The sequence below is a fragment of the Rhizobium sp. LARHSG275 genome, from assembly GCF_052871115.1.
Genome location: NZ_JBIXJN010000020.1, coordinates 34,715 through 58,627 on the forward strand (window position 1 = coordinate 34,715; position 23,913 = coordinate 58,627).

At 61.1% G+C, this 23,913-nt stretch carries 29 protein-coding genes; 18 read left to right on the plus strand and 11 right to left on the minus strand.

What is annotated here, in order from left to right:
- Window positions 1-43: 43 nt before the first annotated feature.
- Both ACIPSK_RS24850 and ACIPSK_RS24855 read right to left on the minus strand, forming a co-directional pair.
- Window positions 44-373, minus strand: coding sequence for a hypothetical protein (locus tag ACIPSK_RS24850; protein WP_017966371.1), 330 nt, complete (start codon window positions 371-373; stop codon window positions 44-46).
- A gap of 117 nt (window positions 374-490) precedes the next feature.
- Window positions 491-781, minus strand: coding sequence for a hypothetical protein (locus tag ACIPSK_RS24855; protein WP_162116779.1), 291 nt, complete (start codon window positions 779-781; stop codon window positions 491-493).
- 196 nt (window positions 782-977) lie between these two features.
- Between ACIPSK_RS24855 and ACIPSK_RS24860 the strand changes: the two genes are divergently transcribed.
- The gene (locus tag ACIPSK_RS24860) at window positions 978-1,574 is read left to right on the plus strand and encodes a YqaA family protein (RefSeq protein WP_017966369.1); all 597 of its coding nucleotides are present in this window, start codon (window positions 978-980) and stop codon (window positions 1,572-1,574) included.
- A gap of 22 nt (window positions 1,575-1,596) precedes the next feature.
- Entirely contained in the window at window positions 1,597-2,118 is a 522-nt protein-coding gene (locus ACIPSK_RS24865) for a disulfide bond formation protein B (RefSeq protein ID WP_162116780.1), read from the plus strand.
- Window positions 2,119-2,191: 73 nt separating this feature from the next.
- Here ACIPSK_RS24865 and ACIPSK_RS24870 read toward each other — a convergent pair whose 3' ends face one another.
- Entirely contained in the window at window positions 2,192-2,749 is a 558-nt protein-coding gene (locus ACIPSK_RS24870) for an HNH endonuclease (RefSeq protein WP_017966367.1), read from the minus strand.
- 111 nt (window positions 2,750-2,860) lie between these two features.
- Window positions 2,861-3,553, minus strand: a complete 693-nt coding sequence (locus ACIPSK_RS24875) for a DNA-3-methyladenine glycosylase family protein (protein WP_162116921.1) — start codon at window positions 3,551-3,553, stop codon at window positions 2,861-2,863.
- Between ACIPSK_RS24875 and gluQRS the strand changes: the two genes are divergently transcribed.
- Window positions 3,552-4,433 carry a tRNA glutamyl-Q(34) synthetase GluQRS gene (gluQRS, locus tag ACIPSK_RS24880; RefSeq protein ID WP_162116781.1) on the plus strand — a complete coding sequence of 294 codons (882 nt, stop codon included), beginning with the start codon at window positions 3,552-3,554 and terminating at the stop codon, window positions 4,431-4,433. The genes ACIPSK_RS24875 and gluQRS overlap by 2 nt on opposite strands.
- On the opposite strand, the gene ACIPSK_RS24885 is transcribed toward gluQRS, so the two are convergent.
- Complete coding sequence (locus ACIPSK_RS24885) at window positions 4,398-5,321, minus strand: YihY/virulence factor BrkB family protein (RefSeq protein WP_162116782.1); 924 nt, start codon at window positions 5,319-5,321, stop codon at window positions 4,398-4,400. The two genes, gluQRS and ACIPSK_RS24885, sit on opposite strands and share 36 nt — an antisense overlap.
- 76 nt (window positions 5,322-5,397) lie before the next feature.
- Between ACIPSK_RS24885 and ACIPSK_RS24890 the strand changes: the two genes are divergently transcribed.
- From ACIPSK_RS24890 to ACIPSK_RS24920, 7 genes are all read left to right on the plus strand, one after another.
- Entirely contained in the window at window positions 5,398-6,231 is an 834-nt protein-coding gene (locus ACIPSK_RS24890; RefSeq protein ID WP_162116783.1) for an SDR family oxidoreductase, read from the plus strand.
- A 14-nt stretch (window positions 6,232-6,245) separates the two neighbouring features.
- Window positions 6,246-6,449 (plus strand): twin transmembrane helix small protein, encoded by a 204-nt coding sequence (locus tag ACIPSK_RS24895; RefSeq protein WP_064247712.1) that lies wholly within the window; start codon window positions 6,246-6,248, stop codon window positions 6,447-6,449.
- 21 nt (window positions 6,450-6,470) lie between these two features.
- On the plus strand, window positions 6,471-7,049 hold the full coding sequence (locus ACIPSK_RS24900; RefSeq protein ID WP_162116784.1) for a cob(I)yrinic acid a,c-diamide adenosyltransferase: 579 nt from the start codon (window positions 6,471-6,473) through the stop codon (window positions 7,047-7,049).
- Window positions 7,050-7,082: 33 nt separating this feature from the next.
- Window positions 7,083-7,868 (plus strand): rhomboid family intramembrane serine protease, encoded by a 786-nt coding sequence (locus tag ACIPSK_RS24905; protein ID WP_162116785.1) that lies wholly within the window; start codon window positions 7,083-7,085, stop codon window positions 7,866-7,868.
- A 183-nt stretch (window positions 7,869-8,051) separates the two neighbouring features.
- A complete protein-coding gene (locus ACIPSK_RS24910; RefSeq protein ID WP_162116786.1) occupies window positions 8,052-8,801 on the plus strand; it encodes an electron transfer flavoprotein subunit beta/FixA family protein in 750 nt (249 codons plus the stop codon).
- Between the two features lie 25 nt (window positions 8,802-8,826).
- Window positions 8,827-9,768 (plus strand): electron transfer flavoprotein subunit alpha/FixB family protein, encoded by a 942-nt coding sequence (locus tag ACIPSK_RS24915; RefSeq protein WP_162116787.1) that lies wholly within the window; start codon window positions 8,827-8,829, stop codon window positions 9,766-9,768.
- Window positions 9,769-9,916: 148 nt separating this feature from the next.
- A complete protein-coding gene (locus ACIPSK_RS24920; protein ID WP_017966357.1) occupies window positions 9,917-10,798 on the plus strand; it encodes a 3-hydroxybutyryl-CoA dehydrogenase in 882 nt (293 codons plus the stop codon).
- Between the two features lie 178 nt (window positions 10,799-10,976).
- Here the strand turns inward: ACIPSK_RS24920 and tlpA are convergent, their stop codons facing one another.
- Window positions 10,977-11,639 (minus strand): thiol:disulfide interchange protein TlpA, encoded by a 663-nt coding sequence (tlpA, locus tag ACIPSK_RS24925; RefSeq protein WP_162116788.1) that lies wholly within the window; start codon window positions 11,637-11,639, stop codon window positions 10,977-10,979.
- 40 nt (window positions 11,640-11,679) lie between these two features.
- Here tlpA and argH point away from each other — a divergent pair, with 40 nt between their 5' ends.
- From argH to ACIPSK_RS24945, 4 genes are all read left to right on the plus strand, one after another.
- On the plus strand, window positions 11,680-13,083 hold the full coding sequence (argH, locus tag ACIPSK_RS24930; RefSeq protein ID WP_162116789.1) for an argininosuccinate lyase: 1,404 nt from the start codon (window positions 11,680-11,682) through the stop codon (window positions 13,081-13,083).
- Between the two features lie 133 nt (window positions 13,084-13,216).
- A complete protein-coding gene (gene lptM / locus ACIPSK_RS24935) occupies window positions 13,217-13,429 on the plus strand; it encodes an LPS translocon maturation chaperone LptM (RefSeq protein ID WP_162116790.1) in 213 nt (70 codons plus the stop codon).
- An 11-nt stretch (window positions 13,430-13,440) separates the two neighbouring features.
- Window positions 13,441-14,709 carry a diaminopimelate decarboxylase gene (gene lysA, locus ACIPSK_RS24940; RefSeq protein ID WP_162116791.1) on the plus strand — a complete coding sequence of 423 codons (1,269 nt, stop codon included), beginning with the start codon at window positions 13,441-13,443 and terminating at the stop codon, window positions 14,707-14,709.
- A gap of 165 nt (window positions 14,710-14,874) precedes the next feature.
- Entirely contained in the window at window positions 14,875-17,520 is a 2,646-nt protein-coding gene (locus tag ACIPSK_RS24945) for a TIGR02302 family protein (protein ID WP_162116792.1), read from the plus strand.
- A 251-nt stretch (window positions 17,521-17,771) separates the two neighbouring features.
- On the opposite strand, the gene ACIPSK_RS24950 is transcribed toward ACIPSK_RS24945, so the two are convergent.
- From ACIPSK_RS24950 to ACIPSK_RS24965, 4 genes are all read right to left on the minus strand, one after another.
- Window positions 17,772-18,131: a response regulator gene (locus ACIPSK_RS24950; protein ID WP_003543311.1), complete on the minus strand. Its 360-nt coding sequence runs from the start codon at window positions 18,129-18,131 to the stop codon at window positions 17,772-17,774.
- Window positions 18,116-18,304: a hypothetical protein gene (locus ACIPSK_RS24955; RefSeq protein ID WP_162116793.1), complete on the minus strand. Its 189-nt coding sequence runs from the start codon at window positions 18,302-18,304 to the stop codon at window positions 18,116-18,118. The genes ACIPSK_RS24950 and ACIPSK_RS24955 overlap by 16 nt, the downstream gene beginning before the upstream one ends.
- Window positions 18,305-18,350: 46 nt before the next feature.
- Entirely contained in the window at window positions 18,351-18,893 is a 543-nt protein-coding gene (hpt, locus tag ACIPSK_RS24960; protein WP_003543314.1) for a hypoxanthine phosphoribosyltransferase, read from the minus strand.
- 134 nt (window positions 18,894-19,027) lie between these two features.
- Window positions 19,028-19,678, minus strand: a complete 651-nt coding sequence (locus ACIPSK_RS24965) for a hypothetical protein (protein ID WP_162116922.1) — start codon at window positions 19,676-19,678, stop codon at window positions 19,028-19,030.
- Between the two features lie 205 nt (window positions 19,679-19,883).
- Between ACIPSK_RS24965 and ftsE the strand changes: the two genes are divergently transcribed.
- The 4 genes from ftsE to ACIPSK_RS24985 all read left to right on the plus strand — a co-directional run bounded on the left by ftsE (window position 19,884) and on the right by ACIPSK_RS24985 (window position 23,341).
- Window positions 19,884-20,543 (plus strand): cell division ATP-binding protein FtsE, encoded by a 660-nt coding sequence (gene ftsE, locus ACIPSK_RS24970; RefSeq protein ID WP_003543317.1) that lies wholly within the window; start codon window positions 19,884-19,886, stop codon window positions 20,541-20,543.
- Window positions 20,536-21,549 (plus strand): cell division protein FtsX, encoded by a 1,014-nt coding sequence (locus tag ACIPSK_RS24975; RefSeq protein ID WP_017966348.1) that lies wholly within the window; start codon window positions 20,536-20,538, stop codon window positions 21,547-21,549. The genes ftsE and ACIPSK_RS24975 overlap by 8 nt, the downstream gene beginning before the upstream one ends.
- Before the next feature lie 73 nt (window positions 21,550-21,622).
- Window positions 21,623-22,333: a YdcF family protein gene (locus tag ACIPSK_RS24980; RefSeq protein ID WP_162116794.1), complete on the plus strand. Its 711-nt coding sequence runs from the start codon at window positions 21,623-21,625 to the stop codon at window positions 22,331-22,333.
- A 210-nt stretch (window positions 22,334-22,543) separates the two neighbouring features.
- Window positions 22,544-23,341 (plus strand): lysophospholipid acyltransferase family protein, encoded by a 798-nt coding sequence (locus ACIPSK_RS24985; protein WP_162116795.1) that lies wholly within the window; start codon window positions 22,544-22,546, stop codon window positions 23,339-23,341.
- A 2-nt stretch (window positions 23,342-23,343) separates the two neighbouring features.
- On the opposite strand, the gene ACIPSK_RS24990 is transcribed toward ACIPSK_RS24985, so the two are convergent.
- Window positions 23,344-23,874, minus strand: coding sequence for a gamma-glutamylcyclotransferase (locus ACIPSK_RS24990; RefSeq protein ID WP_162116796.1), 531 nt, complete (start codon window positions 23,872-23,874; stop codon window positions 23,344-23,346).
- Window positions 23,875-23,913 lie beyond the last annotated feature (39 nt).

A 23,913-nucleotide genomic window follows, 5' to 3' on the forward strand; every position in this document is an offset into this window, starting at 1 on the left:
CGCAGCTCTCGGATAGAGCTGCGGCGTTTCGCAAAATGATAGACTACTTGTCGGGGCAAGCTTCGTTGGTCGTCGTGCCGCTGTTGCCGCCTTGCGTCTGAAGCGAATTGCCGCTCGGCTGGTCCGGGCAATTTGCCTTGTTCATCGGCATGTTCATCGAACCGCCGGAGCCATTGTTCGTCGTGCTGTTCGTTGCATTCGGATCCAGTGGTACCGTCGTGCCGCTGCCGCTGTTGCCGGTGCTGTTATATTCCGAGCTGCTCGGCGTATTGGCGCCGCTGTTGGTCGGAGCCTGCGGCGGGTTGCTCTGTGCAAAAGCCGACGCCGCCATGCCAAGAGCGAGCAGCGAGACTGCAGCAAGTTTCATCCGCATGGGAATATCCTCCTCGGGATTTTGTTGATCATGAGAAGGAAACCATGCGCCAAAGCCGTTGTTCCGACAGGCATAGGGATTAAATCCCCAGACGCGCGGCGCCGTAGCGGGATTGCCTCAGCCCGCCGGCCAATAACCGTCGGCGCAGAAATCCTCCGGGATTGGATCGAGCCGCGACAACGCCTCGGCTGCGAAATCGATCTGCAGCGACAAGTGTTTGAGAGACGCCAGCATTGGCACGCCGGTCGCGAATTCCCGGACGCGGGACAGATGATAATCGCTCTCGCTGATCCGTCGCGCAGCCTCCCGGCGCACGTCGTCTTTGCTTGGTCCACGCCCCTCTGCGGAGAGCCCATCCATTTGCACGGCCTGTCCACGGCCGCCTTCGATCACTTTGAACATTCTCATGCCACCCTGCACGTCGACCCTAAATCAGCTTGCCGCAGAATGGCCGATTCGCAATCCCGTCAAATCTTGGGAGAGGCGCCGATGGCCTGCATCACGAAAATTTTTCGACGGCGGTGGCAGGAAGGACACGGGCGAGCATTTACAGCGCCGCGCACGGCCCCTAAAGCTTTTTGCACCGCAACAGGAAGGAAACGGAATGCTCCGCAGACTTTACGACTGGACCATGTCTTTGGCCTCGCGCAAATCGGCCGAAGTCTGGCTCGCCGTCATCGCCTTCGTCGAAAGCTCCGTCTTTCTCGTCCCCGCCGATGTGCTCTTCCTGCCGATGGCGCTTGCCAAGCCGGAACGCGCCTATCGTTATGCGCTGATTGCAACTGTCGCCTCCGTGCTCGGCGGCATCGCCGGCTGGGCGCTCGGCTATTACGCCTATGACGCAATCGCCAGACCAGTTCTTGAGTTCTACAGCAAATTCGATGATTTCGAGCGATTGCGAAGCGCGATCCACGGCGAATGGGAAATCCTGTTACTATTGCTGGTGACTTCCGGCTTAGCACACCTTCCGCCGATTAAGGTCGTGACCATTATGGCTGGCGTCATTGGAATGAATCTAGGCTTCTTCGTTATCTCGGCCATCGTGGCTCGTGGTGCTCGGTTCCTGCTTTTGGCGTGGCTGCTTCGTCGATATGGTGAGCCGATCCGCCACTTCGTCGAGAAACGCCTTGGTCAGATCGTCGGCATCGGTGCCGGCGTCCTCATCACACTCGGAATCGCTTATAAACTGTTTGCCCACTGAGCCAATTTCGCGGAGCTCCGCCATGACTGCCACTTCCTCGCCTCTCGCCCGCCCCGGCTTTATTTATTCCCTGTTGCTCGCCATCGGTATGGCGGCGGCGGTCGGAACGGCGCTCGGCTTCCAGTATATCGGCGGCTATATTCCCTGTGCGCTCTGCCTGTTGCAGCGTCAGCCCTATTATTACGCCATCCCGATCGCGATCCTGGCCGCAATCTCCGAACTCGTCGGACTGCCGAACTGGATCACCCGGGCGCTCATTCTCGCGGCCGGCATCCTGATGCTGGTGACGGCAGGCATGGGTGTCTATCACGCCGGCGTCGAATGGCATTTCTGGCCCGGTCCGGCCACTTGCTCGACGACGGCAAGCAGCATGACGACCAATGCCGGCGATCTGCTCGGTGAGCTCAACACCATCAAGGGCCCGTCCTGCACCGACGCGGCGCTTCGCGTGCTCGGCCTGTCTTTTGCCGGCTGGAATGTGATTGCCGGAATCCTGCTTGCGGCCTTCGCCTTTGTCGGCGTTTGCAAGGCCGCCACTGCATAAATTATGCAGGAAACCGAAATGTACAGCGTCTTTTGCGCGTCTGAAAAGACGCGCGATGCTGCAGGCCGTTCGATCAGGGCTGTAGTTCGGTATCCCAGTAGAGATAGTCGAGCCAGCTTTGATGCAGATAGTTTGGCGGGAACAGCCGGCCGTTATTGTGCAGATCCTGTACCGTCGGCTGGTAGGGCTTTTGCGCCGGGAACATGCCTGCCTGCTTCGGAAGCTTGCTGCCCTTGCGCAGATTGCAGGGCGAGCAGGCTGCCACGACATTCTCCCAGGTGGTCTCGCCGCCATGGGCGCGCGGGATGACGTGGTCGAAGGTCAGGTCGTCATCAGCGCCGCAATACTGGCACTCGAACCGGTCGCGCAGGAAGACGTTGAACCGGGTGAAGGCGGGATTGCGGGACGGCTGAACGTAAGTCTTCAGGCACACGACACTCGGAAGCCGCATCGAAAAACTCGGCGAGGAAACCGAATGTTCATATTCTGCAATGATGTTCACACGGTCGAGAAATACCGCCTTGATCGCGTCCTGCCAGGACCACAACGACAAGGGGTAATAACTCAGTGGCCGGTAGTCAGCGTTCAGGACGAGCGCTGGCAGGGCCTGTGGGGAGACTGCAATCGTCAAGGGACTCTCCTGATCGATTCGGCATCTGCACCTGTATATTAGGCCGGTTGTTACAGGATTGTGAAGTCCAATAAATTCAGAGGATAAAGGCAATTTGAAGAGTGTTGCCGATCAGCCGATCGGCACCATGTCACGGCGCATTTTCGTGGCGTAATAGGCCCAGAAAAGCCGTGCCGCCACCGAACGCCACGGCGACCAGACTTCCGCAAGCTGGGTCAGCGCCTTTGCCGGCGGCCGTGCTGCAAGACCGAAAGCCGTCCCGACGGCATTCTGCAGCGCGACATCGCCGGCTGGGAAAACATCGGCATGGCCACCGCAAAACATCAGATAGACCTCTGCCGTCCACGGTCCGACGCCTTTCAGCGCGGTCAGTTCGCCAAGTGCGTCGCCCGGCGGCTTCAGGCAGAGCCCGGAGAGATCGAGGCGGCCGGAGGCGACCGCTTCGGCAATCCGCGACAGCGTCTCGGCCTTGGCGCGCGACAAGCCGAATTCGCGCCATGCGTCGGCGTGAAGCAGCACGTAGCCTTCGGCAGTCAAAAGACCGTCCGCCGGCAGCATGCGCCGCCAGATCGCGTCGGCGCTGGCGCGCGATACCATCTGCGAGACGATGATATGGGCAAGGCCGGCAAAGCCGGGTTCGCGCAGCCGCAGCGGAATAGGCCCGGCCTCCGCGACGATCGGTGCAAGACGCGGATCGAGGCGAAGCAGCGCTTCGAGCCCCTGCCTGACATCGTCTTCGTTGCGGATGATCTGCACTCTGCCTCGCAGTGGTTCAAAATTCGAATCCATGGCAGAAGAAAGCATGACCACGAGTGAGCGTCAAAAACCTGTCTTTCGTTTTGCGCCGAGCCCCAACGGACCGTTGCATCTCGGCCATGCCCTGTCGGCCCTGCTGAACCGCGACATGGCGGATGCCGAACAAGGCCGCTTGCTGCTGCGTATCGAGGATATCGACCAGACGCGCTGCACGCCAGAGTTCGAGGCCGGCATCCTCAGCGATCTCGAATGGCTTGATATCAAGTGGGAAAGCCCGGTGCGGCGCCAGTCGGAACATTTCCCCGAATATCAGGCGGCGCTGCACACACTGATCGAGCGCGGACTGGTCTATCCGGCCTTTCTGACGCGCGGCGAGGTGAAAGCGCGCGTCGCCGCCTACGAGGCGGCGGGTGAATCCTGGCCGCGCGATCCCGACGGCACCCCGCATTATCCCGCAAATGATCGCGAGCGTTCGGCAGACGAATGGCGGGACATGCTGACCTCGGGAAAGAAACATGCTTGGCGGCTCGATATGCGCAAGGCGCTCGACCTGATCGGTGAACTGCTGTTCTGGACGGAAACCGGCGACGGCAGGACAGGTGAGATCGCCGCCGAGCCCAACGTCTGGGGCGACGTCATCCTGTCACGCTCGGATGCGCCATCGAGCTATCATCTTTCCGTGGTCGTCGACGATGCGCTGCAGGGTGTCACCCATGTCGTGCGTGGGCTCGACCTCTTCCACGCGACATCGGTGCATCGGCTATTGCAGGTGCTGCTCGGCCTGCCGCAGCCGGTCTATCATCATCATCGTCTCATTCTCGGCGCCGACGGCCGCAAACTTTCGAAAAGCGAGGGCGACACCGCACTTGGCGAATTGCGCGCCCAGGGCATGTCAGTTGCGGATATTCGCCGCCTTGTCGGGCTCTGAATGGCTTTCGACACGCTCTCTGCCGACGATCGAAAGCGTGTGCGAAAACATCCGGAAGACGCGGAACTTGATCAGCGCCGCGTTGATCTCCGCCCCGATGATGAAGATGACGCCGACCATGTAGAGGAAGATCAGAACGATCATGACAGAGGCGAGACCAGCATAGGTTGCCGTATAATTGGCGAAGGTCGCGAGATAATAGGCAAAGATCAGCGCGCCGGCGAGCCAGAGAAGCAGCGTCAACAGTACGCCGGGAATGACGTCGAAGACCCGCCGCTTGCCGGCCGGCAGCCAGAGATGCATGACCAGCAGTCCGACCGTCAGAACCACCAGCGTGCCGTAGATGCGCCAGCTGAAGACGATGTCGAGCGTATCGGCAAACAGCGGAAACCAGCCGCGCGCATAATCGAGCGCCAGCGGCAGCGCGACCAGCAGGATGCTGATCGCGGCAAAGATGATGACCGCGATCAGCACGTAGCCGAGGCTGGCGAGACGCGTGAAATACCAGGGCCGTGTTTCCTGTACCCGGTAGGCGCGGTTGAGCGAGATGCGGAGCGCCTCGACGCCGTTCGAGGCGAAATAGGCGGCGGCCAGCACCGAGATCGTCAGCAGCCCGCCGCGCGGAATGGTCAGCACCTGCAGCACCTGGTCGGCGAGCGGCTTGGCGATCGCCTCGGGCCAGGTGTCGAATATCAGGTGGATGGCGGTCGAGGAGAACTGATCGGCGCCGAGGAAGCTTGCAAGCGCGGTGCCGAAGATCAGGAAGGGGAAAACCGCAAGCAGGCTCGACAGCGCCACATGGCTTGCCATGGCGAAGCCGTCGTCCTCGACCATGTGACAGATCGCGTCATAGACTACGTCGTAGATCGTGCGCAGCACCTTCGGCATTCCGTCTCCGGCTTTCCAGATTGTATCCTCTGGCCGAATATGGGAAACGAGTCCCATTTTGTACAGGAATCATTCCATGGCGGGAGAACGCACCATCGTCGTGACCGGGTGTTCGTCCGGTATCGGCGCTCATTGCGTGCGGGCGCTGAAAGCCGATGGCTGGCGTGTCTTCGCGACGGTGCGCAAACCGGACGATCTCAAGGGGCTGGAAGCGGAAGGCATCGAAGCCTTCCTGATGGATTATACCAGGACCGAGACGATTTCCGATCTGGTCGGCGCGGTTCTGGAACGCAGCGGCGGCCGGATCGACGCGCTCTTCAATAACGGCGCCTACGGCCAGCCGGGCGCCGTCGAGGATCTATCGACGGCAACGCTGCGCGCGCAGTTCGAGGCGAATTTCTTCGGCTGGCATGAGCTGACGCGGCAGGTCATTCCGCCGATGCGTAAACGCGGCCAAGGGCGGATCGTACAATGCTCGTCGATCCTCGGCGTCGTCCCCTATCGCTATCGCGGCGCCTACACCGCTTCCAAATTCGCGCTCGAAGGCCTCAGCATCACCCTACGCATGGAGCTGCAGGGCAGCGGCATCCATGTGAGCCTGATCGAGCCGGGACCGATCGCTACACGGTTCACCGCCAACGCGCTCGCAAAGATCAAGGAGCATATCGATCTCGAGAATTCGCCGCACGCGGTCGATTACGTCAGGCAATTGGCGAGGCTCGACGGATCGGGGCCGGTCAACCGCCACAAGCTCGGCCCGGAAGCGGTCTATTCCGTGTTGAAGCACGCATTGAACTCGAAAAATCCAAGGCCACATTATCCCGTAACGACTCCGGCCAAGCAGGGCATGTTCCTGAAGCGGCTGCTTCCGGCAGACCTCTTCTACCGCCTGATGCGCTGGATGGACTGAGAAAGCTGAATGCCATGTCCACAGTCACCTATATCCTCGCGATCATCGTCATGGGCGTCGTCGCCCTCGTCCTGATCCGCGGCCTCTTCAACATGATGAAGGGCGGCGATGCCAACCGTTCCAACAAGCTGATGCAGCTTCGTGTGCTGTTGCAGGCGGTCGCCGTCATCCTGATCATGCTGACGCTCTGGCTGACCGGCGGTGGCCGCCCGACCTGATCGTCATTCAAGGAGGAAACCGTGGTCAAGCTCAACAAGATCTACACGAAAACAGGCGATGACGGCACGACCGGGCTGGTGTCCGGCCCGCGCCGGCTAAAAGACGATCTGCGCGTCGAGGCCTACGGCACGATCGACGAGGCCAATTCCGCGATTGGCCTGGCGCGGCTGTACACGGCCGGCTTGCCTGAACTCGACGCCATGCTGATGTCGATCCAGAACGACCTCTTCGATCTCGGCGCCGATCTCGCCACCCCTGACACTGGCGAACTGCCGGCCTATGAACCGTTGCGGATCTCGGAGACGCAGGTCGACCGCGTCGAGCGCGATATCGACCAGCTGAACGCCGATCTGCAGCCGCTGAAATCCTTCATCCTCCCAGGCGGCAGCCCGGCCGCCGCGCATCTGCATCTCGCCCGCACGATTGCGCGCCGTGCCGAACGTCTGATGGTGGCGCTTGCCCGCACCGACGGCGAAATCCTCGGCGAGCCGGCGATGAAATATGTCAACCGCCTGTCCGATTTCCTCTTCGTCGCCGCACGTCATGCAAATGACGGGGGCCATGCGGATGTGCTTTGGGTTCCGGGAAAAAACAGATAGGCTTGTCGCGATCACGATCGCCGGGGGGCCTTTATGTTCATACCACTTCACGATGCCAATACCTTGAAACATATCAAGGTTCAGTGGGTGACGCTCGCATTGATGGCGTTGAATATCGCGGTCTGGCTTTTGACCAGTTTTGAGAACGAACAGGCAGCCCAGGCGACGACCGTCGGGCTCGGCTATATCCCGGCAATCGCCTTCGGCCACGCGGTGCTGGCGCAAGGGCTGGAGATCGTGCCGGAACCCCTCACCTACCTCACCTACGCCTTCGTTCATACCGGCTTCTGGCATCTGGCCGGCAACATGATCTTCCTTTGGGTCTTCGGCGACAATGTCGAGGATGCGATGGGGCATCTGCGCTTCCTGATCTTCTATCTCATCTGTGCCGCCGCCGGCGCGCTCTGTCACGGCCTGCTGACCATGACCTCGGAAGCGCCGCTGGTCGGCGCATCGGGGGCGGTCTCCGGCGTCATTGCCGCCTATGTCATTCTGCATCCGCGCGTCCGGGTCTGGGTGCTGGTGTTTTTCCGTGTTCCGTTGCCCCTGCCGGCCTTCGTGCCGCTGCTTTTATGGATCGGGCAGCAGTTCTTCATGCTGGCGATCGCGTCTGACGGCGACGTTTCCTGGGGCGCGCATGTCGGCGGCATCCTTGCCGGCGCTTTCCTGATCCTGGTGTTCCGCCGGCCTGGTGTGCCGCTCTTCGACCGGCAGATCGTCACGCCTCGCGCCGTCAGAAACGACCCGGGCACCGGCCCGGCCATCGCGGCCGGCACGGACGGGCGGACGGCGCAGCGCTTTCCCTGGGGCCGACGCTGACGATATTGACGTGAACGTAAACGTCCACATATTGCCGAGGCAAATCGCTTGCCGGCGTCATGCAAGCGTTGAATTTGGAGGAAAAACGCGTATCCATGTCGCCATTCGACAATCGGAGCGGCGCCCAAGCGCGCATTTTCTAAAAAAGGCTCCGAAGCCAGTTTCTCCTGAAGGAAGGACCCCATGAAGATACTCGTCCCAGTCAAACGGGTTGTCGACTACAACGTGAAGATCCGGGTGAAGCCGGATGGCACGGGTGTCGAGCTAACCAATGTGAAGATGTCGATGAACCCGTTCGATGAGATCTCGGTGGAAGAGGCGCTGCGGCTGAGGGAAGCCGGCAGGTGCGAGGAAGTGGTGGTCGTCTCAATCGGTCCGGCCAAGGCCGAGGAGACGCTGAGGACCGCACTCGCGATGGGTGCCGATCGGGCGATCCTAGTCGAGACCGACGATGCTGTAGAGCCGCTCACCGTCGCCAAGATCTTGAAGGCTGTCGCCGATGCCGAACAGCCGGGGCTGATCATCGTTGGCAAGCAGGCGATCGACGACGACAGCAACCAGACCGGCCAGATGCTGGCAGCACTGATGGGAATTGCCCAAGCGACCTTCGCCTCGAAGATCGAGATCGGTGATGGCAAAGCAACCGTCACCCGCGAAGTCGATGGCGGCCTGCAGACGATCGAGATCAAGCTGCCGGCGGTCGTCACATCAGATCTACGCTTGAACGAACCGCGTTATGCCTCGCTGCCGAATATCATGAAGGCGAAGAAGAAGCCGCTCGACAAGAAGAGCCCTGCCGATTTCGGCGTCTCCACCACGCCGCGCCTCAAAGTGTTGAAGACCGAGGAACCGTCGGGCCGCAAGGCCGGCGCCAAGGTCAAGTCGGTCGCCGAACTGATCGACAAGCTCAAAAACGAAGCCGGCGTGCTGTAATCAGCTGGGAACAGGAGCCAATATCATGACCATTCTTCTTCTGGCTGACCACGACAATGCCAGCCTGTCCGATCAGACCGCCAAGGCGCTGACGGCGGCAACCAAGATCGCCAAGGACCAGGCAAGCGATATTCATATTCTCGTTGCCGGCAAGGCTGCCAAGCCTGCTGCCGAACAAGCCGCCAAGCTTGCCGGCGTCTCGAAAGTGCTGCTGGCCGAAAGCGACGAACTCGCCAACAATCTGGCCGAACCGCTCGGCGACTTGATCGTTTCGCTCTCCGCCAGCTACGACACGATCCTGTCTGCCGCCACCTCGGTCGGCAAGAACGTTCTGCCGCGCGTCGCTGCTCTTCTTGATGTCGCCCAGGTCTCCGAGATCATCGAGGTGATCTCGTCCGACACCTTCAAGCGGCCGATCTATGCCGGCAACGCCATCCAGACGGTGCAGGCAACGGACACCAAGAAGGTGATCACCGTGCGCACCGCATCCTTTGCCTCCGCGCCGGAGGGTGGCTCGGCAACGATCGACGCAATCCCGGCGGTTTCCGACCCGGGGCTGTCGACCTTCATCGGCGACGCGCTGTCGGCCTCAGACCGGCCGGAACTGACCTCGGCGAAGATCATCATCTCCGGCGGCCGGGCACTCGGTTCGGCGGAAAAGTTCAGGGAAGTCATCCTGCCGCTTGCCGATAAGCTGGGTGCCGCCGTCGGCGCATCCAGAGCCGCCGTCGATGCCGGTTATGCGCCGAACGACTGGCAGGTCGGCCAGACCGGCAAGGTGGTGGCGCCTGATCTCTATATCGCCTGCGGCATTTCGGGCGCCATCCAGCATCTGGCCGGCATGAAGGATTCGAAGGTGATCGTCGCCATCAACAAGGACGAGGAGGCGCCGATCTTCCAGGTCGCCGATTACGGATTGGTCGCCGATCTCTTCGATGTCCTGCCGGAATTGCAAAAGGCGCTCTGACCGCGCCAAATGCTTTTCTTTCGCACGTGCGAATGACTGGAAAATTATCTTTTATCGGGCTACTACTGCTGCCGGGCGATCCTTCGTCCGGCAGTATTGTTAGAAAAGTGCGGCGGCGCGGGGGCGAATGCCGTGCGGGGGTTTGGAGATGAATGCGGTGTTGAAGAATATTGGTATTATCGGTGCCGGCCAGATGGGCTGCGGCATCGCGCATGTTTCGGCCGCCGCAGGCTACAGGGTTCACATTTACGATCTCTCGCAGGACCGCATCGAATCCGGCCTTGCCACCATCAACGGCAACCTGGCCCGCCTGGTGACGAACGGCAAGATGACCGAAGAGGAACGCAAGTCGACCTTGTCGCTCATATCAGGCTCGTCCGATGTCAATGATCTCGCTCCCTCCGATCTCGTCATCGAGGCCGCCACCGAGGATGAAACAGTCAAGCGCAAGATCTATACTCAGGTCTGTCCGGTCCTGAAGCCGGAAGCGCTGCTTGCCACCAACACCTCTTCCCTTTCCATCACCCGGCTTGCTGCCGCCACCGACCGCCCCGAACGCTTCATGGGCATACATTTCATGAACCCGGTGCCGGTGATGAAGCTGGTCGAACTGGTGCGCGGCATCGCGACCGACGAGAAGACCTTCTCCGCCGCCAAGGAATTCGTCGGCACGCTGGAAAAGACCATCACCGTCGCTGAGGATTTCCCGGCCTTCATCGTCAACCGCATCCTGCTGCCGATGATCAACGAAGCGATCTACACGCTCTATGAAGGCGTCGGCACGGTCGACGCCATCGATACGGCGATGAAGCTCGGCGCCAACCATCCGATGGGGCCGCTGCAGCTTGCCGATTTCATCGGCCTCGACACCTGCCTTTCGATCATGCAGGTGCTGCATGACGGCCTGGCGGACTCGAAATATCGTCCTTGTCCGCTGCTGGTGAAATATGTCGAAGCCGGCTGGCTCGGACGCAAGTCCGGCCGCGGCTTCTATGACTATCGCGGCGAAGTGCCGGTCCCGACGCGCTAAGCTGACATCATCAGAAAGGCTGAATGGACCGAGCGCCCGCGAAATGCTTTCCTTGCCGTGAACGCGAGGAAACGCAATGTCGACCGAAACTCCGATGTTCCTGCTGCAATGCTTCGTACTCATCGGACTTGCGGGTGTGTTCCTCATAAAAGGCGACGGAGACTCCTGACCGGCGTTCTTACGATCCGATCGCACCCTTGATCAGCGCCCTGGCATCCTCGCTGTCCCAGGCGGCAGGGCCGTTCATGGCGGAGATCAGGCATCCCTTGTCATCGATCAGCAGCGTCACCGGCAGCCCGAAAGCGAGGCCTTCCTTCTTCAGGCTGTTGAATACCGAAATCGTATTGTCGCGATAGAGCTGCAGCGCATCGACGCCGGTGTCCGCGAGGAAGGTCCTCGGCTTCTCGTCGTCGCCGGTATCGATATTGACCGGCACCACCTGGAACCGGTCGCTGCCCATCTCCTTTTCGAGCGCATTCAGCGCCGGCATCTCCTCGCGGCAGGGGACGCACCATGTCGCCCAGAGATTGAGAAGCACGATCTTGCCGGCGAAATAATCGAGCGTCAGCAATTTGCCGTCCGGCCCGTTGAAGGAAATGGCGGTCAGCTTGCGCGGCTCATTGGCGGCGACCATGGCGGCCACCTGTCCCCTCATCAGCGGTGTAATGCCGGCGATGCGGTCTTTGGCGAGCTTGCATTCGGCCGACGCCGTTTCGCCGCCGCCATTGCCAATCCCCGTCTCCTTCACGTATACCGCTGCCGCACCGGCAACGACACCCGCAACGGCGGCCATCGCGATCCATTTCAGGGATGGCAGCCCGAGGGGTTTTCTTGTCGTCATTTCATTCTCCTGGACATGCATCCTCAAGGCGGACACCTTCATGGCCGACGACACCACGGACACCAAATCCTCCAACCAGATGTGGGGCGGTCGCTTCGCCTCCGGCCCGGACGCGATCATGGAGGAGATAAATGCCTCGATCGGTTTCGACAAGAAGCTATTCGCGCAGGATATCCGCGGTTCCATTGCCCATGCGACGATGCTCGCCCATCAGGGGATCATTTCCGCTGACGATAAGGACAAGATCGTTCACGGGCTAAACACGATCCTGTCAGAAATCGAAAGCGGCAATTTCGAATTCTCGCGTCAGCTCGAAGACATCCATATGAATGTCGAGGCACGCCTGGCGACGCTGATCGGACCGGCCGCCGGCCGGCTGCACACCGCCCGCTCGCGCAACGATCAGGTGGCGCTCGACTTCCGTCTCTGGGTGAAGGAAGAGCTTGAGAAAACCGAACAGATGCTGACCGGCCTGATCGCGGCTTTCCTCGACCGCGCCGAGGAACATGCCGAAAGCGTCATGCCGGGCTTCACCCATCTGCAGACCGCCCAGCCCGTTACCTTCGGCCATCACTGCATGGCCTATGTCGAAATGTTCGGCCGCGATCGCTCGCGCGTGCGCCACGCCATCGAGCATCTGGATGAAAGCCCGATCGGTGCCGCCGCCCTCGCTGGCACCGGCTATCCGATCGACCGCCACATGACGGCCAAGGCGCTCGGTTTCCGCGAGCCGACCCGCAACTCCATCGATACGGTCTCCGACCGCGATTTCGCCATCGAATTCCTGTCAATCGCAGCGATTGCGGGCATGCATCTGTCGCGTCTGGCGGAAGAGATCGTCATCTGGTCGACTCCGCAATTCGGTTTCGTGCGCCTGTCCGACGCCTTCTCGACCGGCTCGTCGATCATGCCGCAGAAGAAGAATCCGGACGCTGCCGAACTGGTGCGCGCCAAGACCGGCCGCATCAACGGCTCGCTGGTGGCGCTGCTGACGATCATGAAGGGGTTGCCGCTCGCCTATTCCAAGGACATGCAGGAAGACAAGGAACAGGTCTTCGACGCAGCCGAGAGCCTGGAACTGGCAATCGCCGCCATGACCGGCATGATGCGCGACATGACCGTCAACACCGCACGCATGAAGGCGGCGGCCGGCTCCGGTTATTCGACGGCGACCGATCTTGCCGACTGGCTGGTGCGCGAAGCAGGCCTCCCCTTCCGCGACGCCCATCACGTCACCGGCCGCGCCGTTGCACTCGCCGAAAGCAAGGGCTGCGACCTTGCCGAGCTGCCGCTCTCCGATCTGCAGGCGATCCATCCCGACATCACCGACAAGGTCTATGATGTGCTGACCGTCGAGGCCTCGGTCGCCAGCCGCAAGAGCTTCGGCGGCACGGCGCCGTCCGAAGTACGCAGGCAGATCGCCTTCTGGCGCGCCCGCAACTAAGAGATACAGGGCCTGGCGAAAAGCCGCCGCACCCTTCCTGCAGGCGCGGAAAGACCGCCAACAATCAGGGTGCACAAGGCGGATAAACTTCGCTATGAAGATGTCCGTCATTCGATATGAATGATGCCGTCACATGCCGCAGAAGAGGATATCCATGAAGAGCTTGCCGCACCTCGTCCGCCTGACGGCGATTGTCGCCGTCATCGGCCTTGCCGTTGCCGGATGCGGGCGCAAGGGCGACCTCGATCCGCCGAGCGCTGCGGCAACCAAGGAAGGCGACATTTCCAAGCCGACGAAACGGCCGGGAACAGTCGACAAGCCCTTCCTTCTCGATCCCCTTCTTTAAGGCACAAGCCCGTGAACCATTTCGAGTACCGCGACGGCGTCCTTCATGCGGAGAACGTTCCCGTTCCCGAGATCGCCAAGGCGGTCGGCACACCTTTCTACGTCTATTCTACTGCGACGCTGGAGCGCCATTACCGCGTCTTTTCGGAAGCCTTCGCCGACATGGATTCCATGGTCTGCTATGCGATGAAGGCGAATTCGAACCAGGCAGTGCTGAAGACGCTGGGCCGTCTCGGCGCCGGCATCGACGTGGTCTCTGAAGGCGAACTGCGACGCGCGCTTGCCGCCGGCATTCCGGCAGACCGCATCATGTTCTCAGGTGTCGGCAAGACGCCGTCCGAGATGGATTTCGCCCTTGAGGCCGGCATCTACTGCTTCAATGTCGAATCCGAGCCCGAGCTTGAAATCCTCAACCAGCGCGCCGTGAGCGCGGGCAAGAAAGCGCCGGTCTCCTTCCGCATCAACCCAGATGTCGATGCGAAGACGCATTCGAAGATCTCGACCGGCAAGAAGGAAAACAAGTTCGGCATCTCCTGGGAGCGCGCCCGCGCAATCTATGCCCATGCCGCAAAGCTGCCCGGCATCGAGGTCACCGGCATCGACATGCATATCGGCAGCCAGATCACCGAACTCCAGCCCTTCGACGACGCCTTCAAGCTGCTGCACGACCTTGTCGCGACGCTCCGTGCCGACGGCCACACCATCCACCACGTCGATATCGGCGGCGGCCTCGGCATTCCCTACAAGGACGACAACAATCCGCCGCCGCTGCCGGACGCCTACGCGGCAATCGTCAAGAACCAGCTGCGCGGCCTGGACTGTAAGATCATCACCGAACCCGGCCGCCTGATCGTCGGCAATGCCGGCATTCTCGTGACAGAAGTCCTCTATGTGAAGGATGGCGGCGAAAAGACCTTCGTCATCGTCGACGGCGCGATGAACGATCTCATCCGCCCGACGCTCTACGAGGCCTATCACGAGATTCGCCCTGTAACGATTTCGGCGGCCAACGCGCCGCGCATCCGCGCCGATGTCGTCGGCCCCGTCTGCGAGACCGGCGACTATCTGGCGCTCGACCGCGAGATGGCGATGCCGAAGCCCGGCGACCTGATGGCCGTCAGCACTGCCGGCGCCTATGGCGCGGTCCAGGCCGGCACTTACAACAGCCGCCTGCTGGTGCCCGAAGTTCTGGTCAGGGGCAGCGATTTCCATACGATTCGACCGCGCAGAACCTATGCCGAGCTGATCAGCCTCGATTCCGTTCCGGCCTGGCTCGACTGAACAAGCCATCACTTTTTGGCGAATAAACGTGAAAAGCCGGTATTACCGGCCGCTCGCCCTCGCCTTCGCCACAAAGAGTGTTATCCTTTCGTTCATGAGCGTATTGCCCCGCAATCGCCGGAAGCGCCCTCTGTTCCAGAACGCCAGATCGCGGAGACCGGACCGATGACAAGCCCCTCGAGGCAGAAGAAAGGTGCATTTGCCTTCCGTCCCTCGCTTGCCCGGCTGGTGACGACGAAACGCCTGCTGGCGCGCATCGTGCTCTTTTTCGAGCAGTTGCTGCCGCCTCTGATGCCGGTACTGTCCGTCATCGCCTTTTATCTCTCCACCTCCTGGTTCGGCCTCTTCCGCAGCGTGCCGGACTGGCTGCGCATTCTGCTGCTCATCGCCTTTGCTGCCGCTTTTCTCGTCTCGCTCCTCCCCTTCCGCACCTTGCGCTGGCCGAGGATTGCCGAGGCCGACCGCATGCTGGAAGAGCGCAACGGCCTGCCGCACCAGCCGGTCACCGTCCAGGAAGACGAGCCGGCCTTCGATACGCCCTTCGGCCGGGCGCTCTGGCGCGAGCACCAGACGCGCATGGCTGAAAAGATCGCAGCGCTCGATGCCGGACTGCCGCGGCCTGATATAGCCGCGCATGATCGTTTCGCCCTGCGCGCCGTCCCGGCGCTGCTGCTCGTCACGGCCTTCGGTTATTCGCTATCGATCAACGGCGGCTCGATCCGCGACGCGTTGCAGGCGGCGCCCGCGCAGGTGGTCAGCGATCCGGCGGTGCGCATCGACGCCTGGGTAACGCCGCCTTCCTATACCGGCCGCGCCCCTGTCTATCTGACGGCTGACGGCAGCGAGCAGGCGCCGATCGGCATTCCCCAGTTTTCAGGCCTCACTGTCCGGGTCAGCGGCGGAAGGACGGCCGAAAAAGTCGTGTTCCGCAAGGCGAACGGCGAGGCGCAGGATATCGCCGTGCAGGCCGATACCAAGCCGCAGCAGACAGCGGTATCAGGGCAGACGGCGGCACCGGCCAGCCAGGCTCTCGTCGCGCAGACGCATATGATGAAGCTGCAGGAGAACGGCGCACTCGAGGTCAACGGCCACCGCTGGAGCTTCAACGTGCTGCCCGATAAGGCGCCGGAAATTGCCTTTGACGGGCTGCCGAAGCCCAGCGTCAACGGCGCGCTTGAAATCGGCTTCACCGTCAAAGACGATTACGGGGTCCAGGAGGCTCATGCGGAGATCGTTCCTCTGGAAAACGATCCGACGGCAACGCCGCTCTATCCACTGCCGGAATACCGGCTGGATATTCCGCGCCGCAACGCCCGCGACGCCAAGGCTGTGACCAGCCGGAACCTGACCGAACATCCGCTTGCCGGCAAACGTGTGCGCATCACGCTCGTCGCCAAGGATGCCGCCGGCCAGACCGGCCGCAGCCCGCCGCATGAGATGACGCTGCCGTCACGCCCCTTCAACGAGCCGCTTGCCGCGGCCGTCGCCGAGGAACGGCAGGTTTTCGCGCTCGATACGCGCAAGATGCCGCAGGCAATCGCCCTGAACGAGGCGTTGACCATCCGCCCCGAGGAGACCATCCCGAAGCTCACCAACTACCTGCTCTTGGAATCCGCCTTGACGCGTATGAAGCTCGCAAAGGGCGAGGATGCGCTGAAGGATACGGCCCAATATCTGTGGGAAATCGCCCTCGGCATGGAGGACGGCGATCTTTCGCTGGCCGAGCGCAAGCTGCGCGAGGCCCAGCAGAACCTCGCCGACGCGTTGGACCGCAACGCCCCGGACGCGGAGATCAAGAAGCTGATGGACGAGCTGCGCAAGGCGATGCAGGACTATATGACTGAGCTTGCCCAACGCATGCAGAACGCGCCAATGCAGCCGAACCAGAACGCGCAGAACATTCTGCGCCAGCAGGATCTGGAACGGATGATGGATCAGATCGAGAATCTCGCCCGCTCCGGCAATCGTGACGCGGCCCAGCAGATGCTGTCGGAATTGCAGCGGATGATGAACAACCTGCAGGCCGGCCGGCCGCAGCGCAGCCAGCAGAGCCAGGAAAACAGCGAAGCCCGCAAGCAGATCGACAAGCTCGGCGAGATCCTGCGCGACCAGCAAAAGCTGATGGAGCAGACCTTCCGGCTCGACCAGCAGCTCAGGGACCGCATGCAACGCGGCGAGCCCGACATGGGCGAGAACGATCCGCTGCTCGACGAGATGAACCCCGGAGAAAACGGCGAGCCGCAGGATCAGCAGCAGGGCCAGCAAGGCAAGGATGGACAGCAGCCCTCCGACCAGATGACGGCCGAGCAGCTGCGTGAGGCGCTGAAACAGCTGCGCGCGCAGCAGGATGGGTTGGGCAAGCAACTCGGCGAATTGCAGAAGAGCCTCGGCGAGATGGGAATTAAGCCCGGCCCGGGTTTTGGCCAGGCGCAACGCGAAATGGAAGGCGCCGGCCGTGAACTCGGCCAGGGCCGCGGCCAACCGGCCGTCGAGGGCCAGGGCCGCGCGTTGGAAGCGCTTCGCCAGGGCGCCCGCGACATGATGAACCAGATGATGCAGGCGCAGCAGGGCCAGCAGGGTCAAGGTCCGAACGGCCAGGTGGGCCAAGGCGACCAGAACGGCCGCGACCCGCTCGGCCGGCCGCGCCGGACCCAAGGGCCGGATTTCGGCGACAACAGCGTGAAGGTGCCTGACGAAATCGACGTTCAGCGGGCGCGAGAAATCCTTGACGCGATCCGCGAAAAGCTCGGCAACAATCCACCGCAGGAAATGGAACGGCGATATCTCGAACGGTTGCTGGACATCCAGTAGGCCTTACGACTCCGCGCAAAAATAGGACGCGCACGGGAAAGGATGATTCTAGATCGGATCGGCCTAAAGCATGTCGCGCAAAACTATGCAGCGGTTTTGCGCGAACGACATGCATTGGGAATAAAGACCTAAAGCGCAAGGAGCGAATCTGAAAGATTGCGACGCGCTTTAGAAGCTGAACCTGGATCTAAATCAAAGAAATAGAGCGGGATACCGATCGAAAAGCGCTGACACTTTTCGGCATCCTGGCTCTAAGCGACAAGCGCCCGGGCGACCGCCTTGCGGATATCGGGAAGCGCGAATGGTTTGGCGACGACATCGATGATCTTCTCGGCAAGATCGTCGGCCCGTTCGCGTTGTTCGGCATAGCCGGTCATCAGCAGGATTTTCAAGCCAGGAAAAGCGTCTTTTGCCTGATGGGCGAGTTCAATGCCGTCCATCACAGGCATGCGGATGTCTGAAAGCAGCAGATCGTAGACCCCGTCCTTGAGCTTCTCCAAGCCCTCGGCTCCATCGGCCGCCTCGTCGGTCTCGTGGCCATCGAGCCGCAGGGCTCGGGCTACGAACGACCGCAGGGAGTCCTCGTCTTCCGTAATCAGAATTCTTGCCATATGTGCATCGCTCCGTCGTCAGCCCCGCGACGGAAATCACCAGACTTTCCTTTTCGATCGGTAAAGATGACGAAGCGATGGGCGAGATGGTTAACAACTCGTCTTGAAGGCATTGCAGCGCCGCGCGTCTTTAAGACGCGCAAAGGACGCTGTAACATTTTTAATTGCTGCATAATTTTATCCTTAAATCGATTCCGATTTTAGGAACTATGCAGGAGCTCAGGCGTCCCCGGTCACCACGCCGACGAAGGGCAGTTCGCGAAACGCATAGGCGACATCCATGCCGTAGCCGACGACAAAATAGTCAGGGCATTCGAAGCCGACATAGTCGGCCTCCAGCTTTTCCTTACGCTTGACGCGCTTGTCGAGCAGCACGGCGATCGTGACGTTACGCGCACCACGCTCGAAGAGCAGTTCCTTGGCAAAAAGCAACGTCCGGCCTGATTCGAGGATATCGTCGATCAACAGGACGTCGCGGCCATGCACGTCGCTGTCGATATCCTTGACGATGCGTACGCCCTGCGAAACCGTACCGATGCCATAGCTCGACAGTGTGATGAACTCGACCTCCGGGGCAAGCCCGCTATCATGCAGGGCGCGGATCAGGTCGGCGGCGAAAATGAAGGAGCCCTTGAGCACGGCGATGACGAGCAGGTCCTTGGTCGGGCCACTGGCGATCTCCCGCGCCATCGAATGATTGCGCTCGGCGATCTGCTCGGCGGTGAAAAGCGGCTCTATGTTTTTTCCGCGCACGACAGGCATAAGGGCTTGCTCCATGAAAAGAAGGGTAAGCCGTTAGCACATATGCGAGCCTGAAACAGCCTCGCTGGCCATGAAATTAACGGGATTGGCCCGACCTGTGGCGAGAAAGTCGGCCATTCCATGTCCTGTTACATCTATGGCAGGAAGGAGAGCCGGACCTCCGGCGTCTTTCCGCCGGCATGCTGGACGCGAGCCGAGAAGCCCCGGCTTTGGCCGCCATAGATGACATCGGCCGGCGGGTCGATGACGATGCTTGCCGTCAGCTGCTCGTCGGTCACGAGATCGGCACGGATCGGATACACCGTCTGCGTCGTGCCGCTCTTGTTTTCGACGATGCCGTTGATAACGAGCACGCGCATGCCGTTTGCATCACGCGGCGTCACCGTGACGTGGGTGAAATGCAGCGGCGCTCCGGAAGTGGCGCGCGCGCCGGAAAGGCCGGAAAAACCACCCGCAAGCCCGAAGACGAGCACGACGAGCGCCAGCACCAGCGCTGCGAAGCTCCGCGTCGACGCGCGCTGCAGCCAGGATTCGACGGTCTGCAGAACGGAAGCAGCCATTGCCGGCATGGGCGGCGGGGCGGCGTGTGCGGCAGCCATGCGCTTGCGGTTGTCGTTATAGGTCCTTGCACTGAATTCCCTGGTCCGCACGTTGCCGAGGGTAACGAATTCAGCGTCGGAGATATCGGCAGGACGCGCCGAGCGGTACTGACGATTGGCGGGTTCCGGCGGCAGGAAATCATAGGCCTGGCCCGGCGTCCGGCGACTGAAGGAGGATGCTTCCATGGTGGCTGCCTCGCAGATGTCCACATGGTTTCGTTGCCAGGAGAAATCTGGCATTGAAACGAATCCTGCTCAGTCGTAAATTTTAATGGTTAATGCTTCGCAAAGATCGCCATCAAACGGGCGTCTTTCCAGCAAAATTTACCGGCTGTTAACGGTGTTGGTTAACAAGTCGTGCGGTGAAACCCACAACAGACTGAGCTGCCCGTTGATCCACTTTGAGAATGTCGGTTTGCGCTATGGCATGGGCCCGGAAATCCTCCGGGACCTGACCTTCGACATCCCGAAGAAATCCTTTCAGTTCCTGACAGGCCCATCGGGTGCCGGCAAGACGTCGCTGCTGCGGATGCTTTTCATGTCTCTGCAGCCGACACGCGGCCTGATCCGCATGTTCGGGCGCGACATTTCCGAAATCCCTCGCCCCGAACTGCCGCTTCTGCGCCGCCGCGTCGGCATCGTCTTCCAGGATTTCCGCCTGCTCGACCATCTCACCACCTATGAGAATGTCGCTTTGCCCTTACGGGTGCGTGGCAAGGATGAGAGCTCCTACAAGACCGACGTGCTGGAGCTGTTGAAATGGGTCGGCCTTGGCGAACGCATCAATGTGCTGCCGCCCGTGCTCTCCGGCGGCGAGAAGCAGCGCGCCGCAATCGCCCGGGCGCTGATGGACCGGCCGGAAGTGCTGCTGGCCGACGAACCCACAGGCAATGTCGACCCGCCTATGGCCAAACGCCTGCTCAACCTTTTCCTCGAGCTGAACCGCCTCGGCACGGCGGTCGTGATCGCCACGCATGATCTGGCGCTGATGGAACAGGTGGAAGCGCGCCGCATGATCCTCTCAGAGGGGCATCTCGATATTTATGACTGAGCCCCCGTCCAGAAACCCCGAAAAGGCGGCTGCCAAGATCCAGCAGAAGCGGCCGGAATTGCGCGTGCGTCCGACCGCGCCGATCCTGCCGCCTTCCAACATCCAGGGCAGTGCGTTGATGGTGGTGATATCAATCATGGCCTTTCTCGCCTGCCTGACGCTCGGCGGCGTCAGCATGGTGCGCTCGACGGCGGCAAGCTGGGAGAGCCAGATCTCCCGCGAGATCACCATTCAGATCAAGCCGGACGACAATCTCGACATGGAAAAGGCGCTGACCCAGGCGCGCGACCTGGCGCTGACCTTCGTCGGCACCAAGAGCGGCCAGATCGTTGACGAGGCGGCGACGGCTCGCCTGCTCGAACCCTGGCTCGGCCCCGGCCTCGATCTCAAGGATCTGCCCGTTCCCCGCCTCGTCATCATCACCATCGACGAGAGCAATCCGCCGGATTTCGATTCGATGCGGTCGCTGCTGAAGGACAGTATCCCGCAGGCCAGCCTCGATGATCACCGCACCTGGGTCGACCGGCTGGTGTCTATGGCGCACACGACGGTCATGATTGGCACCGGCATCCTGCTCCTGGTTTTCACGGCGATGGTGCTCACCGTCGTCTTCGCCACGCGCGGCGCGCTGTCGGGCAATCGTCACGTCGTCGAAGTGCTGCATTTCGTCGGCGCCGAAAGCTCCTTCGTCGCCACCGAATTCCAGAAGCATTTCCTGAAGATCAGCCTCAAGGGTTCGGCGATCGGCAGCGCGCTTGCCGCTCTCTTCTTCGCCACCGCCGGTTTCTGGCAAAGCCGCACCCTTGCCACCCCGGAAACGGACCAGGCGACCGCGCTCTTCGGCACCTTCTCCGTCGGCGTGCTTGGTTATGCCGGCATCTTCGCGACGATGATCGTCATCGCGCTCCTCACCACCTTCACCGCGCGGCTGACCGTCATGCGGACAATCTACGAAATCGATACACTGCGCTCGGACCCGACACGCACCGACGGCATCGGAAGTTGATCGTGACCGTGCCGTTTTGCCATGAAAGCGTCTGTTCCGTGCCGCAATCAGCGTATAATCACGATTCATGACCATGGGACATACGACACCCAACCCGATTCATCAGGACCCGGAGCTTGATCGCTCGGCGGGTTTGCTGCCGCGGCGCGGGCCGATCCGCCGTCTGCTGCGCTGGGGCGGCTTTGGCTGCCTGCTGGTAATCGCCCTGGTGTTCGGCGGCTTTCTGCGTTTCGCTGATTCGGTGACGACACTCAGGCCGCCGGCCGAGCCGAAGGCGGATGCGATCGTGGTACTGACGGGTGGCTACCAACGCATCGACCAGGCTGTGGAGCTGCTGCAGAAGGGTGCCGGCAAGCGCCTGCTCATTTCCGGCGTCCACCCGACGACGACGCCGGCACAGATCCGCAAGATGACGCAGGGCTCGGCCGATCTCTTCTCCTGCTGTGTCGATATCGGCTACGATGCGATCGACACGATCGGCAATGCTGAGGAGGCTTCGAACTGGATCCACGCCAAGGGATACAGGAGCGTTCTGATCGTCACCAACAATTACCACATGCCGCGAAGCCTCGCCGAACTCTCCTATGTCGATCCCAACATCGAATTTGTCGCTTATCCCGTGGTCAATTCGGATTTGAAGAGCAGCAACTGGTTCACCGATCCGAATGCGATGCGCGTCATGCTTGCCGAATATGCGAAACTGCTGCTGGCAGGCACCCGCAACATCACCGGCTTCGGCCGCCATACCGGGCTGCGCTCGGCAAATGCGTCCGGCCAGCAATAAAGCCGCGCTTCGGATAGGAAACTCCATCGCTTTAGACGTGCGCATAATCCTTTCGGAAAATCGATTCCGATTTTCGGGGGCATGCGCTATCTGTTGCTGCGCACTTTTGCTGGAATGCTCCAGCCTTTTACATCAGGGCAGCATCAAACGCTTTTTATGACGGGGAATATCGTGTAGGCCGGTCGCGTGAGCATGCCTCGGGAAAGTTTCATGATCGCCCTGCGTTCCGTTCTCTTCAACACGATCTTCTACGCCAATCTCATCATCCGGATGATCGTGCTCTCGCCCTATTATTTCGTGGTACCGCGCAAAATCGCCTATGCGATCCCGAAGAACTGGGCACGGTCCAACCACTGGCTGATGCGGGTGATCGTCGGCACCACCTTCGAGATCGAGGGCCTGGAGAACCTGCCTGACGGCAGTTACATCCTGGCGCCGAAGCACCAGTCTTTCTGGGATACCTACGCGCTGCTGCCCTGGCTGAAGGACCCAGTCTATATCCTGAAGCGCGAACTGATGTGGATTCCGCTCTTCGGCTGGTATGCGAAGAAGCAGCGCATGATCCCGGTCGATCGCGGCGCCCGTGGCAAGGTGATGGTGGAAGTGCAGAAACGCACGAAGGAAGAGCTTTCGACGGGCCGCCAGCTCATCATTTATCCCGAGGGCACTCGCCGTCCGCCGGGTGCGGAGCCGGTCTATAAATACGGCATAGCCCGCATGTACCGCGATCTTAATCTCCCCGTCGTTCCGGTCGCCATGCATCCCGGTCTCTTCTGGCCGCGGCGGAGCATCCGTCGTTATCCCGGCCATTTCAAGGTGAAGATCCTGCCGCCAATCATGCCCGGAATGGATCCGGACGCCTTTTTCGCCCATCTGATCGAGGTATTGGAGCGGGCAAGCGACGAGCTTCTGCTCGAAACCGTCGCGCAAAATCCGCATCTGCCGCTCCCGCCAACGGCGGTCGAAAGACTGGTCGAGCTGCGCAAGCTGAACGCGACAACTGGCTGAGATCAGGCGGCGCGCAGCCGCTCCACTTCGTTGACGACCTGTTCCAGCCAATGGTCGCGAATGCCCATCTGCTTCAGATGCGCCAGCGTGTTGAAGACATAGGCATCATTCGGGCCTGACTGGCCTTTTGCTTCGTTCACCACCCGTGCCGCCGCAAGCGCATCGAGCGCGCCGGCATATTGTTCATGCTCGCGATCGATGATGTAGGCGACCGCTTCCACCCGGCGCCGGCCGGCAAGCTGCAGCCGCACCCGGCGCTCCAGATAGACATTGGTGACCAGCTCGCGGGCGCGGAGATAGTCGATCACATCTTCCCATTTTTCAGGCGAAATGCGGAAAGCCATGCCGCGGCAGGCGCCACCCCTGTCGAGGCCGAGAACCAGGCCCGGATTGTCGCGTGTGCCACGATGGACAAAGGAGCGGACACAAAGCGAACGCCTGTAGCCGTAAACCAGAGCCTCTGCCCGCTCCATGAACTCGAAGCCCGGATTCCACATCAGCGAACCGTAGCCAAATACCCAAAATTCGTCCATATCGCACGCCAGACCGGGAATCACATTTGCGATTCACCA